This window comes from Kitasatospora purpeofusca, from assembly GCF_042691725.1.
Classification (GTDB): domain Bacteria; phylum Actinomycetota; class Actinomycetes; order Streptomycetales; family Streptomycetaceae; genus Kitasatospora; species Kitasatospora purpeofusca_B.
This window is the reverse complement of the sequence record NZ_CP170483.1, coordinates 2,875,541-2,891,301: the sequence shown is the minus strand read 5'-3', so window position 1 is coordinate 2,891,301 and position 15,761 is coordinate 2,875,541. Positions and strand designations below refer to the sequence as shown.

The 15,761-nt window shown below is 73.4% G+C and carries 11 protein-coding genes; 6 read left to right on the top strand and 5 right to left on the bottom strand.

The features are described 5' to 3' along the window. The 3 genes from ACFCLZ_RS12000 to panB all read right to left on the bottom strand — a co-directional run bounded on the left by ACFCLZ_RS12000 (nucleotide 1) and on the right by panB (nucleotide 2,847). Complete coding sequence (locus ACFCLZ_RS12000; RefSeq protein WP_380284876.1) at nucleotides 1–813, bottom strand: ABC transporter permease; 813 nt, start codon at nucleotides 811–813, stop codon at nucleotides 1–3. Continuing rightward, the gene (locus ACFCLZ_RS11995) at nucleotides 810–1,838 is read right to left on the bottom strand and encodes an ATP-binding cassette domain-containing protein (protein WP_380284875.1); all 1,029 of its coding nucleotides are present in this window, start codon (nucleotides 1,836–1,838) and stop codon (nucleotides 810–812) included. Before ACFCLZ_RS11995 ends, ACFCLZ_RS12000 begins: the two co-directional genes overlap by 4 nt. A 136-nt stretch (nucleotides 1,839–1,974) precedes the next feature. After that, nucleotides 1,975–2,847, bottom strand: a complete 873-nt coding sequence (gene panB, locus ACFCLZ_RS11990) for a 3-methyl-2-oxobutanoate hydroxymethyltransferase (protein WP_380284874.1) — start codon at nucleotides 2,845–2,847, stop codon at nucleotides 1,975–1,977. Between the two features lie 263 nt (nucleotides 2,848–3,110). Between panB and ACFCLZ_RS11985 the strand changes: the two genes are divergently transcribed. From ACFCLZ_RS11985 to ACFCLZ_RS11975, 3 genes are all read left to right on the top strand, one after another. Beyond that, entirely contained in the window at nucleotides 3,111–4,736 is a 1,626-nt protein-coding gene (locus ACFCLZ_RS11985; protein ID WP_380284873.1) for an MFS transporter, read from the top strand. A 120-nt stretch (nucleotides 4,737–4,856) separates the two neighbouring features. Further along, nucleotides 4,857–5,495 carry a TetR/AcrR family transcriptional regulator gene (locus tag ACFCLZ_RS11980; RefSeq protein WP_380284872.1) on the top strand — a complete coding sequence of 213 codons (639 nt, stop codon included), beginning with the start codon at nucleotides 4,857–4,859 and terminating at the stop codon, nucleotides 5,493–5,495. 224 nt (nucleotides 5,496–5,719) lie between these two features. Then, nucleotides 5,720–6,769: an endonuclease/exonuclease/phosphatase family protein gene (locus ACFCLZ_RS11975; protein ID WP_380284871.1), complete on the top strand. Its 1,050-nt coding sequence runs from the start codon at nucleotides 5,720–5,722 to the stop codon at nucleotides 6,767–6,769. Between the two features lie 43 nt (nucleotides 6,770–6,812). Here ACFCLZ_RS11975 and ACFCLZ_RS11970 read toward each other — a convergent pair whose 3' ends face one another. Further along, complete coding sequence (locus ACFCLZ_RS11970) at nucleotides 6,813–8,567, bottom strand: NAD+ synthase (RefSeq protein WP_380284870.1); 1,755 nt, start codon at nucleotides 8,565–8,567, stop codon at nucleotides 6,813–6,815. Nucleotides 8,568–8,717: 150 nt separating this feature from the next. Between ACFCLZ_RS11970 and ACFCLZ_RS11965 the strand changes: the two genes are divergently transcribed. Further along, entirely contained in the window at nucleotides 8,718–10,079 is a 1,362-nt protein-coding gene (locus ACFCLZ_RS11965; protein WP_380284869.1) for a glutamine synthetase family protein, read from the top strand. Nucleotides 10,080–10,256: 177 nt separating this feature from the next. After that, entirely contained in the window at nucleotides 10,257–11,471 is a 1,215-nt protein-coding gene (locus ACFCLZ_RS11960) for a hypothetical protein (protein ID WP_380284868.1), read from the top strand. Here the strand turns inward: ACFCLZ_RS11960 and ACFCLZ_RS11955 are convergent. Next, nucleotides 11,438–12,583 carry an acyltransferase family protein gene (locus ACFCLZ_RS11955; protein WP_380284867.1) on the bottom strand — a complete coding sequence of 382 codons (1,146 nt, stop codon included), beginning with the start codon at nucleotides 12,581–12,583 and terminating at the stop codon, nucleotides 11,438–11,440. The genes ACFCLZ_RS11960 and ACFCLZ_RS11955 overlap by 34 nt on opposite strands. 123 nt (nucleotides 12,584–12,706) lie before the next feature. Between ACFCLZ_RS11955 and ACFCLZ_RS11950 the strand changes: the two genes are divergently transcribed. Then, complete coding sequence (locus tag ACFCLZ_RS11950; RefSeq protein ID WP_380284866.1) at nucleotides 12,707–15,739, top strand: bifunctional [glutamine synthetase] adenylyltransferase/[glutamine synthetase]-adenylyl-L-tyrosine phosphorylase; 3,033 nt, start codon at nucleotides 12,707–12,709, stop codon at nucleotides 15,737–15,739. Nucleotides 15,740–15,761: the final 22 nt, after the last annotated feature.

Here is a 15,761-nt window from a genome sequence, read left to right as displayed (position 1 = left end):
TCAGGTCCGCTTGCGGAACCGGGCGACGGCGAGCGGCGCGAAGACCGCGGTGATGCCGAGCGACCAGGCCAGTACGACGAACGTCGGGTGGGCGACGGCGCCCTGGCCGTTCATCAGCGCCCGGCAGGCGTCGGCCAGCCCGGAGAGCGGGTTCACCTTGGTGAAGGCCTGGAGCCAGCCCGGCATGGTGTCGGTCGGGGCGAAGATCGAGCTGCCGAACTGCATCGGCATCAGCACCAGCATGGCGACTCCCTGGACGGCCTGGGCGCTGCGCAGGGCCATGCCCAGCAGCATCGAGATCCACACGATCGACATGCCGAACACCAGCGACAGGCCGACCGCCGCCAGCAGCTTCAGCAGGCCGCCCTTCACCTCGAAGCCGAGGATCAGCGAGAAGAGGATCAGGATGGTGAAGGAGAGCAGGGCGCGGCAGGTCTCGGCCGCGATCTTGGAGAGCAGCACCGAGGAGCGGCCGATCGGCAGGGTGCGGAAGCGGTCCATCACGCCGGTCTGGAAGTCGCTGTTGAGGCCGGTGCCGACGGCCATCGCCAGGGTGAGCCCGGTCTGCCCGAGCAGGCCGGGGATCATGTACTGCTTGTAGGCGTCCTGGCCGCCGGAGATGGCGCCGCCGAAGACGTAGACGAACAGCACCGTGAAGATGACCGGCATCAGGACGGCGTCGAACATCGACTCCGGGTCGGCCTTGATCCGCATCAGGTTGCGGCGGGTCAGCGCGCCGACGTGCCGCAGGTGGCCGGCCAGGCCGATCCCGGTGTCCTCGGCCCGGGCGGGGGCGAGCGTGGCGGTGGTCATGCGACGGGCTCCTTGGCGAGGCTGGGGGCGGTGTCCGCGGGCGCCGGGCGGTCCGCGGGCTTGCCGGTGATGGTGAGGAAGACCTCGTCGAGGCTGGGCAGCTTGGTGTCGATGCCGGCGACCGCGAAGCCGCGGGTGCCGAGCACGCCGATGACGGTGGTCAGCTGCTCGTCGGCGGTGATCGGCACCGAGAGCAGGCCGGTGTCGGCGGAGAAGGTCGCGGTGACGCCGGTGTCCTGGAGGCAGCGGGCCATCTCGGGCAGCTCGGCCGGGTGCACCGGGCGGACCTGCAGGGTCCGGCCGCCGACCTGGGCCTTGAGCTCGGCTATGCCGCCGGCCGCGATCACCCGGCCGCGGTCGATGACGGTCAGCTCGCCCGCGAGCTGCTCGGCCTCCTCCATGTACTGGGTGGTGAGCAGCACGGTGGAGCCCTCGGCGACCATCCGCTGCACCTCGTCCCAGACCTCGTTGCGGGTGCGCGGGTCGAGGCCGGTGGTGGGCTCGTCCAGGTAGAGCACCTTGGGACGGCCGATCATCGAGGCGGCCAGGTCGAGGCGGCGCCGCATGCCGCCGGAGTAGGTCTTGGCGGTCCGCTTGGCGGCCTCGGTGAGCGAGAAACGCTCCAGCAGCTCGGTGGCGCGGGCCTTGGCGTCCCGGCGGGAGAGGTCGAGCAGCCGGCCGATGAGGTAGAGGTTCTCGTAGCCGGAGAGCAGTTCGTCGACGGAGGCGTACTGGCCGGTGAGGCCGATGGTGCGGCGCAGCTGCTTGGGCTGGCGCAGCACGTCGTAGCCGCCGACGAAGGCGGTGCCGGCGTCGGGCCGGATCAGTGTGGACAGGACGCGGACCAGGGTGGTCTTGCCGGCGCCGTTGGGGCCGAGCACACCGAGGACGGTGCCCTCGCGCACAGTGAGGTCGACGCCGTCGAGGGCCTTGGTGGTGCCGAAGTGCTTGACGATGCCGTGCACCTCGACGGCGTTCCCCGCGGCGGGCCCCCGGTCGTTCGGGGCGGTGGAGATTCGTGTCATGCCCCAAGACTGTCCGCCCCGGCTGTCAGCCCGCTGTCAGGGGTGCGCCGGTGCGGCGGTGCGCTGTCGCTCCGCTGTCACGCCGCTGTCACCGGGGCCCGGCCCGGCCGTGGCCGGGCCCCGGTGACGGTGGGCGTCAGTGGAAGGTGTGCTCCGCCGCCGGGAAGGCGCTGGTGCGCACGTCCTCGGCGAAGGCGCGGGCGGCGTCGCCGAGGACGGCCCGCAGGTTGGCGTACTGCTTGACGAACTTGGGCACCCGGCCCGCCGTCATCCCGGCGAAGTCGGTCCAGACCAGCACCTGGGCGTCGCAGTCCGCACCGGCGCCGATGCCGACGGTCGGGACGGTGAGCTGTTCGGTGACCTGCCGGGCCAGCTCGGCGGGCACCGCCTCCAGCACGACCGCGAAGGCGCCCGCCTGCTGCACCGCCTTGGCGTCGCGCAGCAGCTGGTGCGCGGCCTCGTCGCCGCGGCCCTGGACGGGGTAGCCGCCGAGCGCGTGCACGGACTGCGGGGTGAGGCCGATGTGGGCCATGACCGGGACGCCGGCCTCGACCAGCAGCTCGATCGAGCGGGCGCTGCGCTCGCCGCCCTCCAGCTTGACCGCGCCGACCCCGGCGTCCTTCATCAGCCGGGCCGCGTTGTGCATCGCCTGGGCCGGGGACTCCTGGTACGAGCCGAACGGCAGGTCGGCGACGACCATGGCCCGCTTGGTGCCGCGGACGACGGCGGCGGCGAGCATCACCATCTGATCCATGGTCACCGGCACGGTGGTCTCGTAGCCGAGGTGGCAGTTGCCGGCGGAGTCGCCGACCAGCAGGACGGGGGTGCCGGCCTCGTCGAAGACGCCGGCGGTGAGGGCGTCGTAGGCGGTCAGCATGGACCACTTCTCGCCGCGCTGCTTGGCGGTGGCGAGGTCGCGGACGGTGACGCGGCGGTTGGTGACCCCACCGTAGAGGGTGGCGGTCGTCGTCGCCCGGTTCTGGGCAGGCGAGGGCGAAGAAGCGTTCATCGAACAGGCTCCTGAAGGGTTGTCGTCTCGTGGCGCCGTGCGGCGTCCCCGGATCACCTCCATGCTTGCACGGCCCGGCGCGGCTGCAAAAGGGGCGGGGGTCACTCCGCTTGCGGCCCCCGTCGGCGGGTCTTTGCCCCCGCTTTACGATACGGATTCGTCTCGTATCGAAAATCCCGCTACGCTGACCGCGGGGGGTTTACGAGACGAACGCGGCTCGAAATGCCCGCCTGTGCCACGCCGTACCACGACGGGAAGAACCCATGACCACCGCCGCCGCGCCACCCCGTGTGCCGGAAGCCATCCACCGCCGCCGCTGGGCGATCCTGTGCACCCTGGTGCTCGCCCTGCTCGTCGTCGTGCTCGACAACTCGATCCTCAACGTCGCGATGAAGACCATCGCCTCCCCGGCGCCCACCGGTATCGGCGCCAGCCAGAGCGACCTGGAATGGTCGATCAACTCCTACACGCTGGTCTTCGCGGGCCTGCTGTTCACCTCCGGCCTGCTCGGCGACCGGTTCGGCCGCAAGCGGGCCCTGCTGGCCGGCATGGCCGTCTTCGGCCTCGCCTCGCTGCTCTCCGCGCTCGCCACTACGCCGGGCGAGCTGATCGGCTACCGCGCGCTGATGGGCGTCGGCGGCGCGCTGGCCATGCCGGCCACGCTCGCCATCATCATGAACGTCTTCGAGCGCTCCGAGCAGCCCAAGGCGATCGGCATCTGGGCCGGCGCCGTCGGCCTGGCCATCGCGATCGGCCCGATCACCGGCGGCCTGCTGATCGAGCACTTCTGGTGGGGCTCGGTCTTCCTGGTCAACGTCCCGATCGTCGTCGTGGCGCTGGTCGCGATGACGCTGCTGGTCCCCGAGTCCAAGGACCCGAACCCGGGCCGGATGGACCCGGTCGGCGTGCTGCTGTCCATCATCGGCCTGGTGGCGCTGATCTACGGCATCATCAAGGGCGGCGAGCTGGCCGACTTCACTGCCGTCGGGGCCTGGGGCCCGGTGCTCGTCGGCGTGCTGGCGCTGGCCGCCTTCGTGCTCCACGAGCGCCGCACCGCGCACCCCGCGCTGGACGTCGACTGGTTCCGCAACAAGGTGTTCAGCGCCTCGGTGGTCGTGATCGGCGTGGTCTTCTTCGCGCTGATGGGCGTCTCGTTCTTCGGCGTCTTCTACACCCAGAGCGTGCGCGGCTACAGCGCGCTGGAGGCCGGTGTGCTGATGCTGCCGCTGGCCGCCGCCCAGCTGGTGTTCGCCCCGCGCGCCCGGCTGGTGGTCGACCGCTTCGGCGTCCGCGCCACCTGCGCCGTCGGCATGCTGTTCATCGCGGTCGGCTTCCTCGGCTACCTGCTGCTGGGCGCCACCACCCCGATCTGGGTGCTGGTCGTGCTCGGTCTGCTGATGGGTACCGGCATGGCGCACGTCATGCCGCCGATCACCGTCGCGATCATGGGTTCGCTGCCCCGCGAGAAGGCGGGCGCCGGTTCGGCGGTCAACAACACCTTCCGCCAGGTCGGCGGCTCGCTCGGGGTCGCGGTGCTCGGCGCCGTGCTCTCCACCGTCTACCGCGACGGGATGTCCGACGAGCTCGCCCGGCTGCCCGGCCCGGAGCTGCGGGAGAAGGCCGGCGAGTCGCTGGAGGCCACCCTGGCGGTCGCCGCCCGGCTCGGCGACCGGGGCAAGGAGCTGATCGCCCCGGCCAACGACGCCTTCATCCACGCCATGCACGTGGTGGCCGCGCTCTCGGCCGGGATCACCGTGGTCGGCGCGCTGCTGGCGTGGTTCCTGCTGCCCGGCAAGGCCCCGGCCGACGGGCCCGCCGGGCCGTCCGGCGCCGTGCCGGCCGCCCGGCCGGACGAGACGGCCCGCAAGGCGGCGGTGGCGGACGCCTGACCCGCGACCGCGCTGAGCGAGAATGGGGCCCTGGCACCGGGAACCCGCCGGTGACAGGGCCCAACGAGCGCGTGCGACCCCGTCCTCCCTCCGGGCGGGGCCCCAACCGGGAGATGTGAGATGAAGACCGAGCCGACGGCCGCGCCGCCCTGCACCGGCCCGCGCCGGGGCAGGCCCCGCAGCGAGGCCGCCGAGCAGGCGATCTTCGCCGCCGTCGAGGAGCAGATGGCGACCGGCACCAGCCTGTCCGAGCTGACCATCGAGGGCATCGCCACCGCCGCCGGCGTGGGCAAGGCCACCATCTACCGGCGCTGGCCCAACAAGGAGGCGCTGCTGGTCGACATGGTCAGCAGACTGGAGGAGCCGCTGCCCTCCGGCACCGGCTCGATCCGCGGCGACCTGGTCGCGATGATCGAGTACATGCGGTTGCGCGGCCTCGCCAAGCGCTCCCGCTGGGTGCTCAAGGCGGCGCTCGGCCAGATGCAGAGCTGGCCCGAGCTGCACGCCGCCTACCGCGAACGGGTGATCGTGCCGCGCCGGGAGGCCGCCCGGGACGTCATCCGCCGGGGCGTCGCCGAGGGCGAGCTGCGCGCCGACCTCGACGAGGAACTGCTCGGCGACCTGCTGATCGGCCCCATCCTCGCCCGCAGCATCCTGTGGGACGACTCCGACCTGGACGACCCCGAGCTGGCCGAGCGGATGGTCGACGCGCTGCTGGGCGGCCTGGCCGGCCCGGCCCTGCGGCCCGTGCCCGCCTGACCGCCGCCCCGTTCTCCCGCCGCCCTGCGCGCAGTGGCCTGGCTCACCAACCGGGCCACGCCGGAACCCCGGTCCACCGGCCGGGCGTCTGTCCCGGCATAGGCTGAGCCGGGAATCCGACCAAACCCGCACCAGTCCGGCACGCCCTCCGCCCGCCCGGCGGCGGGCCGCACCGGGCCGACGGCGCAGGGCGGACGGCGCGAACGAGGGACGGGAGCCACGGCATGGCGCAGGCGGACAGGGCGGACCGGGTGTCCACGGCAGAGGCCGGCGACCCGGGGTCCGGTCGGCGCCCCGCGCCCGGATTCCTCGGAGTGCGGGGCTGGGGCCGGGACGCCCGCGGCGCCACCACCTGGCGGCGCGGCCTGGCGCTGGCCGTCCTGGCCCTGCTCGCCGGCGCCCTGCTGGCCTTCCACGCCGAGGTGCCGAACAGCATCGGCAACCTCGGCAGCCTGCTGGAGACCTTCCTGCCCTGGGTGGGCCTGGCCGTGCCGGTGCTGCTCGTCCCCGCGCTGCTGCGCCGCTCCGCCACCGCGCTGCTCGCGCTGCTGGTGCCGGCGGTGGTCTGGGCCAACATGTTCGGCGGCCTGCTCACCGACAAGAGCGGCGGCACCGGCGACTTCACGGTGGTCAGCCACAACGTGGCCGCCGCCAACGACGACCCGCAGGGCACCGTCCGGATGCTGGAGAGGTCCGGCGCGCAGATCGTCGCGCTGCAGGAGCTGGCCGGCCGGCCGCTGCGCGCCTACGAGTCCGGGCTGGCCGACAGCTACCCGTACCACGCGGTGGAGGGCACCGTCGGGCTCTGGTCCAAGTACCCGATCGGCGACGTCCGGGTGGTGGACATCAAGATGGGCTGGACCCGGGCGTTCCGGGCCGAGGTGAGCACCCCGCAGGGCCCGGTCGCGGTGTACGTCGCGCACCTGCCGTCGGTCCGGCTCAGGGCCGGGGGCGGCTTCACCGTCAACCAGCGGGACGTCAGCGCCCAGGCGCTCGGCGACGCCATCCAGGCCGAGCCGCTGAAGAAGGTGCTGCTGCTCGGCGACCTCAACGGCACCATGAACGACCGCAGCCTGGCGCCGGTCACCTCGCAGATGCGCTCCGCCCAGGGCGCGGCCGGCGACGGCTTCGGCTTCAGCTGGCCGGCGTCCCTGCCGATGGCCCGGATCGACCAGATCATGAGCAAGGGCGGGCTGAAGCCCACCGACTCGCGGACCCTGGAGCGGGACGGCAGCGACCACCTCGCGGTGGCCGCCACCTACCGCTACCAGTGAGCCCTGCGCCGCCCCGGAGGCGAGGGGCGAACAGTCAAGGCCGTCAGCCCCGGCGCCACCGGTTGGTGATCGGCAGCCGGCGGTCCCGGCCGAAGCCCTTGACCGAGATCTTCGGGCCCGGCGGGTACTGCCGCCGCTTGTACTCGGCGGTGTCCACCAGCCGCACCACCCGGTCCACCACGGCCGGGTCGAAGCCGGCCGCCACGATCGCGTCCCGGCCCTGGTCGCCCTCGACGTACAGGTCGAGGACGGTGTCCAGCAGGTCGTAGTCGGGCAGCGAGTCGGTGTCCTTCTGGTCCGGCCGCAGCTCGGCGGACGGCGGCTTGGAGATGGTGTTCTCCGGGATCGGCGGCACCTCGCCGAGCCGCTCGGCCTCCTCGTTGCGCCAGCGGGCCAGCCGGAAGATCAGCGACTTGTAGACGTCCTTGATGGGGCCGTACGCGCCGACCGAGTCGCCGTACAGGGTCGAGTAGCCGACCGCCAGCTCGCTCTTGTTGCCCGGCGCGAGCACGATGTGCCCCTCCTGGTTGGAGATCGCCATCAGCAGGGTGCCGCGCAGCCGGGACTGCAGGTTCTCCTCGGCCAGGCCGGTCAGCTCGGTGGCCGCCAGGTAGGCGTCGAACATCGGGGCGATCGGCACGGTGCGGAAGTTCAGCCCGGTGCGGCGGGCCAGCTCGGCCGCGTCGTCCCGGGAGTGCTGCGAGGAGTAGCGGCTCGGCATCGCGACGCAGTACACGTTCCCGGCGCCGAGCGCGTCCACCGCGAGGGCGGCCACCACGGCCGAGTCGATGCCGCCGGACAGGCCGATCAGCACCGAGCGGAAGCCGTTCTTGCGGACGTAGGCCCGGGTGCCGGAGACCAGCGCGGACCAGATCTCCGCCTCGTCGCTCAGCCGCGGCGCGACCCCGGCGGACACCGGCGCGGCGGGCGCCGGGGCGGGCTCGCCGCCCAGCTCGGCGCGGACCAGGTGCAGGCCGTCGGCGAGCAGCAGCCCGTCGGTGTGGTCGCTGCTGGCGGCCGGCAGGTCGAGGTCCAGCACCAGCAGGTGCTCCTCGAACTGCGGCGAGCGGGCCAGCACCTCGCCGTCCGGGGCGACCACGATCGAGTCGCCGTCGAAGACCAGCTCGTCCTGGCCGCCGACCATGTTCACGTACGCGAGCGCGCAGCCGGCCTCGGCGGCCCGGCGGCGGACCAGCTCCAGCCGGGCGTCGTCCTTGTTCCGCTCGTACGGCGAACCGTTGATCACCAGCAGCAGGCCGGCCTCGGCCTCGCGGGCGGCGGTCACCCGGCCGCCGTCCTGCCAGATGTCCTCGCAGATCGCCAGCGCGACGTCCACCCCGTTCAGCCGCAGCACCGGCAGCTGGTCGCCGGGGACGAACCAGCGGTACTCGTCGAACACGCCGTAGTTCGGCAGGTGGTGCTTGGCGAACCGGGTGGCCACCTCGCCCCGGAAGAGCACCGCGGCGCAGTTCTGCGGCGAGCCGGCCGGCCGGCCGAACCGCCGCGAGGCCTGCTCGGAGCGCCCGAGGTACCCCACCACCACGGGCACCTCGCCGAGCCCCTCCGCGGCGAGCCGCGCGGCCAGCTCGACCAGCCCGGCCCGCGACGCCTCGACGAACGAGCGGCGCAGGGCGAGGTCCTCGACCGGGTACCCGGTCAGGGCCATCTCGGGGAACGCGACCAGCTGGGCGCCGGACTCGACGGCCTGCTTGGTCCAGTGCACCACCTCATCGCTGTTGCGTGCGATGTCACCGACCCACGGGTCGGTCTGGCAGAGGGCGAGACGGAGATTGGGCATGCCACCGAGTCTAATCGTCGATCTGACGCAATGTCTCGGCCGGGGTCGCCGCTGCCCCCGGTGGCGATGATCCGCCATGATGGGGACAGTCGCTCCCGGACGGGTCCCGGGCGTAACACGAACGTAAAGAGCAGAGGTGAGACTGTCCCCATGGGCAAGCAGCAGGAGTTCGTGCTTCGGACGCTCGAAGAGCGTGACATCCGGTTCGTCCGGCTGTGGTTCACCGATGTCCTGGGGTTCCTGAAGTCGGTCGCGGTGGCGCCGGCCGAGCTGGAACAGGCGTTCGAGGAGGGCATCGGCTTCGACGGCTCGGCGATCGAGGGGTTCGCCCGGGTCTACGAGTCCGACATGATCGCCAAGCCGGACCCGACTACCTTCCAGATCCTGCCGTGGCGCTCGGAGACCCCGGGCACCGCCCGGATGTTCTGCGACATCCTGATGCCGGACGGCTCGCCCTCCTACGCCGACCCCCGGTTCGTGCTGAAGCGCACCCTGGAGAAGGCCTCCGCCCAGGGCTTCACCTTCTACACCCACCCCGAGATCGAGTTCTTCCTGCTGAAGAACCTGCCCGGCGACGGCACCGCGCCGATCCCCGCCGACCACTCCGGCTACTTCGACCACACCCCGCGCGGGGTGGGCCACGACTTCCGCCGCCAGGCGATCACCATGCTGGAGTCGATGGGCATCTCGGTGGAGTTCTCCCACCACGAGGGCGCCCCCGGCCAGCAGGAGATCGACCTGCGGTACGCCGACGCGCTGTCCACGGCGGACAACATCATGACCTTCCGGCTGGTGATGAAGGAGGTCGCGCTGGAGCAGGGCGTCTACGCCAGCTTCATGCCCAAGCCGTTCTCCGACCACCCCGGCTCGGGCATGCACACCCACCTCTCGCTGTTCGAGGGCGACCGCAACGCCTTCCACGAGTCCGGCGCCGAGTTCCAGCTCTCCAAGGTCGGCCGCTCCTTCATCGCCGGCCTGCTGCGCCACGCCGCCGAGACCGCCGCCGTCACCAACCAGTGGGTGAACTCCTACAAGCGGATCTGGGGCGGCTCCCAGCGCACCGCCGGCGCCGGCGGCGAGGCCCCGTCCTACATCTGCTGGGGCCACAACAACCGCTCCGCGCTGATCCGCGTCCCGATGTACAAGCCGGGCAAGCAGGGCTCCACCCGGGTCGAGGTCCGCTCCCTCGACACCGGCTGCAACCCCTACCTCGCCTACGCCGTCACCCTGGCCGCCGGCCTCAAGGGCATCGAGGAGGGCTACGAGCTCCCGCCCGGCGCCGACGACGACGTCTGGGCCCTCACCGACGCCGAGCGCCGCGCCCTGGGCATCCAGCCGATGCCGCAGAACCTCGGCGAGGCCATCGACCTGATGCAGCGCAGCGAGCTCGTCGCCGAGACCCTCGGCGAGCACGTGTTCGACTTCTTCCTCAGGAACAAGAAGCAGGAGTGGGAGGAGTACCGCTCCGAGGTCACCCCCTTCGAGCTGCGCAAGAACCTCCAGGTGCTGTAACCGCCGCCGGGGGCTGACCCCTCGTCAAGAGCGACCGGGCCCGCCGTCGTCCCAATGGATGACGGCGGGCCCGCCGTTTGGGTTGGCGCGCTCACCGATGGCTGTATGTGAGGGGATTGTGACGTTGCGTTGTGATCCGATAAGCGAGATCGATCCCCCTCCCCCTGAGAGGACCTCATGCCCTCCTCCACCGTCAGCCGCGCCGCCATCGCCCGCCTGCTCGCCCGCCGGATCGGGATCACGGGTGTGGCCGTCGTCGCCATCGCCGGACAGCTGCTCTCCGCCCCGCTCGCGGACGCCCGCGGCTCGGGGCCCAAGGGGCCGCTGCAGCGCAACGCCGCCACCCTCGCCGAGAACCAGCTGCCGTTCACCACGCGCTTCGAGGGCGACTTCCACGGGTCCATCACCCGGATCAGCAACTCCCTGATGACCTGCGACGAGACCCAGCCGCCGGTCGACCCCGCGCAGCCGCCGTGTGTGGACGCCCGCAAGGGCGAGGGCAGCCGGCCGATCAACAACAACTACCAGATGAAGTACATCAACATCGACCCGGGCAGCATCGGTCCGCTCGGCGACCCGATCTACTCGGCCAGCTCGGCCGACCTCGGGCTGATCGAGGGCTCCAGGGTCAAGTACGCCCGGCTGTACTGGGGCGGGACCCGGGGCATCGGCGACACCGTGCTGCCGGAGAACCAGATCGACGAGGTCTACCTGAAGGTCCCGGGCGAGAACGAGTACCGGAACATCGCGAACGACCAGCCGTCCATCGGCTACATCACCACCACCGAGGAGAGCAGCTACCAGGCCTCCGCCGACATCACCGACCTGGTCAAGCGGTCCGGCAACGGCAGCTACACCGTGGCCAACATGGACTCGGTGGTGAAGCCGCACAGCTGGGGCGGCTGGACGATCGTCGTCGCGTACGAGAACGAGTGCAAGCCGCTGCGCCACGTGCACCTGTGGGACGGCTTCCGGGTGGAGCTGCCGGACAGCCCGCCGCGTCAGTTCGACCTCAACGGGCTGCAGACCCCGGCCACCGGGCAGGTCGCGGGCAAGCTGGGCTTCGTCGTCTACGACGGCGACCTGAAGTGGACCGGCGACACCCTGGCGATGAAGTCCACCAACGGGCCGGAGGCGATCTTCTCGGACCCCAACCACGCGTCCAACGACGCGTTCAACTCCACCATCGAGGAGCTGACCCCGGCCGACCAGTTCGTCCGCAACCCGTACAACCGCAACAACTTCGGGTACGACTCCAACCGCTGGGACATCTCGCCGTACCTGCGCAACGGTGACACCAGCATCACCATCAAGTTCGACACCGACAAGGACGGCTACGACCTCGGCGTCTTCTACGCCTACGTGAACCTGGACAACTCGCTGGAGGGCTGATCCGGCGTCACCGACGAACGCCGCTGCCGCGCCACCCGCACCCGGGGGCGCGGCGGCGGCGTTCCGCGCAGCAGCCGCTCGCAGGGGCGCTCGACCCAGCGGTGGAGCACGCCCGCCGCGGCCAGGGTCGCCGCGCCGAGCAGCAGGTCGACGGCGAGCAGCGCCGGCGTCCCGGACGGTCGCCCGACCGTCCACAGCCAGCAGCGGATGCCGATCTCGTGCACCAGGTACCAGGCGTAGGACCACTCGCCGAGGCGCACCGCCGTCCGCCCGGCCAGCAGCCGCGGCCCGCCGCCCGGCCCGAGGTCGCGCCGGGCGGCGGCGGCCAGCAGGGCGGCGAACAGCGGCGCCGGGACGAGCTGGGCGGCGCTGTACGGGCCCCACCACAGGGTGTCGGGCACGGCCGCGTGCCAGGGCACCAGCAGCGCGTGCCAGCCGGCCACCGCCGCCGCGGCCGCCCCCAGCGGAACCCGGGGCAGCAGCCCGTGCCGCACCGCCAGTCCGGTGACCACCCCGAGCACGAACTGCGGGGTGCGGGTCAGCGGCAGGTAGTCCAGCAGCCAGCCGCGCAGCGCCGGGTCGGCCGGCAGCAGCGCGCCCGCCGCCCAGAGCGCCGGTCCCAGCGCGGCGCACCCGGCCGCCAGCGGCAGCCAGCCGCGGCGGCGCGGCGCCAGCACCCGCAGCAGCAGCGGGAACAGCAGGTAGAACCAGGCCTCGGCGCCCAGCGACCAGGACGCCGGATTGCCCCCGAGGACCGTCCCGGGCGCCCAGGTGTGCAGCAGCGGCAGCGAGCAGAGCGCGGCCACCGGAAGGACGGCCCGGCCGATCGCGGCGTCCGCGCCCAGGGAGAGGACCGTGGCCAGCGCGTGCAACGGCCAGATCCGGGCGAACCGGCGGCGGAGGAAGGACCGGGCGGGGGCGGGCGAGGCCTCGTACGTCCAGGCGAGGACGAAGCCGGAGAGGACGAAGAAGAAGGTGACGCCGGAGCGCCCGTACCAGGCGAGCGGTCCGAGCACCGGCAGCTCGCCGAGCTTGCGCGACAGGTGGTAGAGCACCACCAGCAGCGCGGCCCAGAAGCGCAGCCCGGTGAGCGAGGGCAGACGGCTGGGCATCGGGCGCTCCGGGCGGGAGGGGAGGGGGCGACGCCGGGTGAACGAGTGCGCCGGGCGCGGGGTCACGGACGGCGCGGCGGGGTTCGGGCGCGTAGCCTGCTGGGGCGGACGGACGGAGGGGCGATGGCGGTGGAGGAACAGCGGGCCGGAAGCCGGGTGAGCCGGCCGGAGATCAGGCTGGTGCGGCGCGGGTTCACCGATCCGGCGCGGGCGCTGCGGCTGCTCGCCGAACCGGCGCTGGAGGGCCTGGCCGGCGACCCGCTGCTGCTCGACGCGCTCGCCGCCACCGCCGACCCCGACCTCGCGCTGCTCGGCCTGTCCCGGCTGCTGGAAGCCGCCGACCCGGCCGACCGGCATACCCTGCGGGACACCCTCACCACCTCCAAGCCGCTGCGCGACCGGCTGCTCGGTGTGCTCGGCGCCTCCACCGCGCTCGCCGACCACCTGGCCCGGCACCCGCACGACTGGCACGTCCTGGTCACCTTCGAGCTGCGCGACATGCACCCCGGCCCGGAGGACTTCCGCCGCGCGCTCGCCGAGGCCGTCGCCGCCGCGGACGCCGACCCCGCCGGGCGCCCGGCCGACGCGCTGCGCGTCGCCTACCGCCGCTGCCTGCTGGCCGTCGCCGCCCGCGACCTCACCGGCACCACCGACCTCGCCCAGACCGCCGCCGAACTCGCCGACCTGGCCGGCGCCACCCTGCAGACCGCCCTCGACCTGGCCGCCGCCCAGGACCCGGACGCCGCCGCGGCCTGCCGGCTCGCCGTCATCGGCATGGGCAAGTGCGGCGGGCGCGAACTCAACTACGTCTCCGACGTGGACGTCATCTACGTGGCCGAGCCGCGCGAGGGCGTCGACGAACAGGAGGCGGTCCGGGCCGCCACCCGGCTGGCCGCCGCGCTCACCCGGCTGTGCGCCGACACCACCGGCGAGGGCACCATCTGGCCGGTGGACGCCAATCTGCGCCCCGAGGGCCGCAACGGCCCGCTGGTCCGCACCCTGGCCAGCCACCTGGCGTACTACCAGCGCTGGGCCAAGACCTGGGAGTTCCAGGCGCTGCTCAAGGCCCGCCCGGTGGCCGGCGACCCGGAGCTCGGCGAGGCGTACACCGCCGCGCTGGCGCCGATGGTCTGGCAGGCCGCCGCCCGGGAGAACTTCGTCGCGGACGTGCAGCAGATGCGCCGCCGGGTGATCGACTCGATCCCCGCCACCGAACTGGACCGCCAGCTCAAACTCGGCCCCGGCGGGCTGCGCGACGTCGAGTTCTCCGTCCAGCTGCTCCAGCTGGTGCACGGCCGCACCGACGAGGCGCTGCGCAGCGGCAACACCCTGGAGGCGCTGGCCGCGCTCTCCCGCGGCGGCTACGTGGGCCGCGCCGACGCCGCCTCGCTGGACACCGCCTACCGGTTCCTGCGCTCGCTGGAGCACCGGATCCAGCTGCACCGGCTGCGCCGCACCCACCTGATGCCCACCGGCGAGGAGGACCTGCGCCGCCTCGCCCGCTCGCTCGCGCCGCTGATCAACGACGACACCCGGGCCGACCCGGTGGCCGCGCTCCAGCGGGAGTGGAAGCGGCACGCGGTCGAGGTGCGCCGGCTGCACGAGAAGCTGTTCTACCGGCCGCTGCTGGACGCCGTCGCCGAACTGCCGCCCGGCGCGGCCGGCCTGCGTCCGGACGCCGCCCGGGCCCGGCTGGAGGCGCTCGGCTACGCCGACCCGGCCGCCGCGCTGCGCCACCTGACCGCGCTCGCCTCCGGGGTCAGCCGCAAGGCGGCCATCCAGCGCACCCTGCTGCCGGTGCTGCTCGGCTGGTTCGCCGACTCCGCCGACCCGGACGCCGGGCTGCTCAACTTCCGCCAGGTCTCCGACGCGCTCGGCCGCACCCCCTGGTACCTGCGGCTGCTGCGCGACGAGAGCGCCGCCGCCGAGCAGTTGGCGCGGGTCCTGTCGGCCGGCCGGCTCGCCCCCGACCTGCTGCTGCGCGCGCCCGAGGCGGTCGCCGTGCTCGGCGACCCGCAGGGCCTGGCGCCGCGCGGGCGGGCCGCCGTGGAGCGGGAGGTGCTGGCCGCCGTCGGCCGGGCCGACTCCACCGCCGCCGCGGTGGCCGCCGTCCGCTCGGTGCGCCGCCGGGAGCTGTTCCGTACCGCGGCCGCCGATGTGCTCGGCCGGCTCGGCGAGGATCCGGCCGAGGCGCTGGACACCGCCGGCGAGGCGCTCACCGCGCTGAACGCCGCCACCCTGCAGGGCGCGCTGCGTGCCTGCGTGGCGGGCTGGGAGGCCCGCAACGGCGCGCTGCCGACCCGGATCGCGGTGATCGCGATGGGCCGGTTCGGCGGGCACGAGCTGGGCTACGGCTCGGACGCGGACGTGCTCTTCGTCCACGACCCGCCGCTCGGCTCGCTGGAGGAGGACGCCGCCCGGGCCGCCCAGGCGGTCTGCCTCGAACTGCGCGCCCTGCTGGCCGCGCCGTCGACCGAACCGCCGCTGGAGGTGGACGCCGACCTGCGGCCGGAGGGGCGCAACGGCCCGCTGGTGCGCTCGCTGGCCTCGTACGCGGCGTACTACCGGCGCTGGTCGCACGCCTGGGAGAGCCAGGCGCTGCTGCGGGCCGAGCCGGTGGCGGGCGACCCGGAGCTGGGCGAGCGGTTCCGGCAGCTCATCGACCCGCTGCGCTACCCGGGCGCCGGGGTGCCGGAGCGGGACCTGCTGGAGATCCGCCGGATCAAGGCGCGGATCGAGGCCGAGCGGCTGCCGCGCGGCGCCGACCCGACCACCCACACCAAGATCGGCCGGGGCGGGCTGGCGGACGTCGAGTGGACCGTCCAGCTGCTCCAGCTCCAGCACGGCCACGGCCTGCCGGGGCTGCGCACCACCCGGACCAGGGCGGCGCTGGCGGCGGCGGCCGGGGCCGGGCTGGTCGGGGCGGAGGACGCCGAGGTGCTGGACGCGGCCTGGGTGCTGGCCTCCCGGGTGCGCTCGGCGGTGATGCTGGTGCGCGGCCGGGCGGGCGACTCGTTCCCGGCGGACGCCCGGGAGCTGGCGGGCGTGGCCCGCTACCTGGGCTACGGGGTCGGGCACAGCGGCGAGCTGGTGGACGACTACCGGCGCACCACCCGGCGGGCCCGGTCGGTGGTGGAGCGGCTGTTCTACGGGTGACCGAAGGCGACGCAAGAGGGGC

Bases quoted from the DNA above. Each gene is read 5' to 3' on its own strand.
- ACFCLZ_RS12000 (WP_380284876.1), bottom strand. From the start codon at position 813: ATGACCACCGCCACGCTCGCCCCCGCCCGGGCCGAGGACACCGGGATC.
- ACFCLZ_RS11995 (WP_380284875.1), bottom strand. From the start codon at position 1,838: ATGACACGAATCTCCACCGCCCCGAACGACCGGGGGCCCGCCGCGGGG.
- panB (WP_380284874.1), bottom strand. From the start codon at position 2,847: ATGAACGCTTCTTCGCCCTCGCCTGCCCAGAACCGGGCGACGACGACC.
- ACFCLZ_RS11985 (WP_380284873.1), top strand. From the start codon at position 3,111: ATGACCACCGCCGCCGCGCCACCCCGTGTGCCGGAAGCCATCCACCGC.
- ACFCLZ_RS11980 (WP_380284872.1), top strand. From the start codon at position 4,857: ATGAAGACCGAGCCGACGGCCGCGCCGCCCTGCACCGGCCCGCGCCGG.
- ACFCLZ_RS11975 (WP_380284871.1), top strand. From the start codon at position 5,720: ATGGCGCAGGCGGACAGGGCGGACCGGGTGTCCACGGCAGAGGCCGGC.
- ACFCLZ_RS11970 (WP_380284870.1), bottom strand. From the start codon at position 8,567: ATGCCCAATCTCCGTCTCGCCCTCTGCCAGACCGACCCGTGGGTCGGT.
- ACFCLZ_RS11965 (WP_380284869.1), top strand. From the start codon at position 8,718: ATGGGCAAGCAGCAGGAGTTCGTGCTTCGGACGCTCGAAGAGCGTGAC.
- ACFCLZ_RS11960 (WP_380284868.1), top strand. From the start codon at position 10,257: ATGCCCTCCTCCACCGTCAGCCGCGCCGCCATCGCCCGCCTGCTCGCC.
- ACFCLZ_RS11955 (WP_380284867.1), bottom strand. From the start codon at position 12,583: ATGCCCAGCCGTCTGCCCTCGCTCACCGGGCTGCGCTTCTGGGCCGCG.
- ACFCLZ_RS11950 (WP_380284866.1), top strand. From the start codon at position 12,707: ATGGCGGTGGAGGAACAGCGGGCCGGAAGCCGGGTGAGCCGGCCGGAG.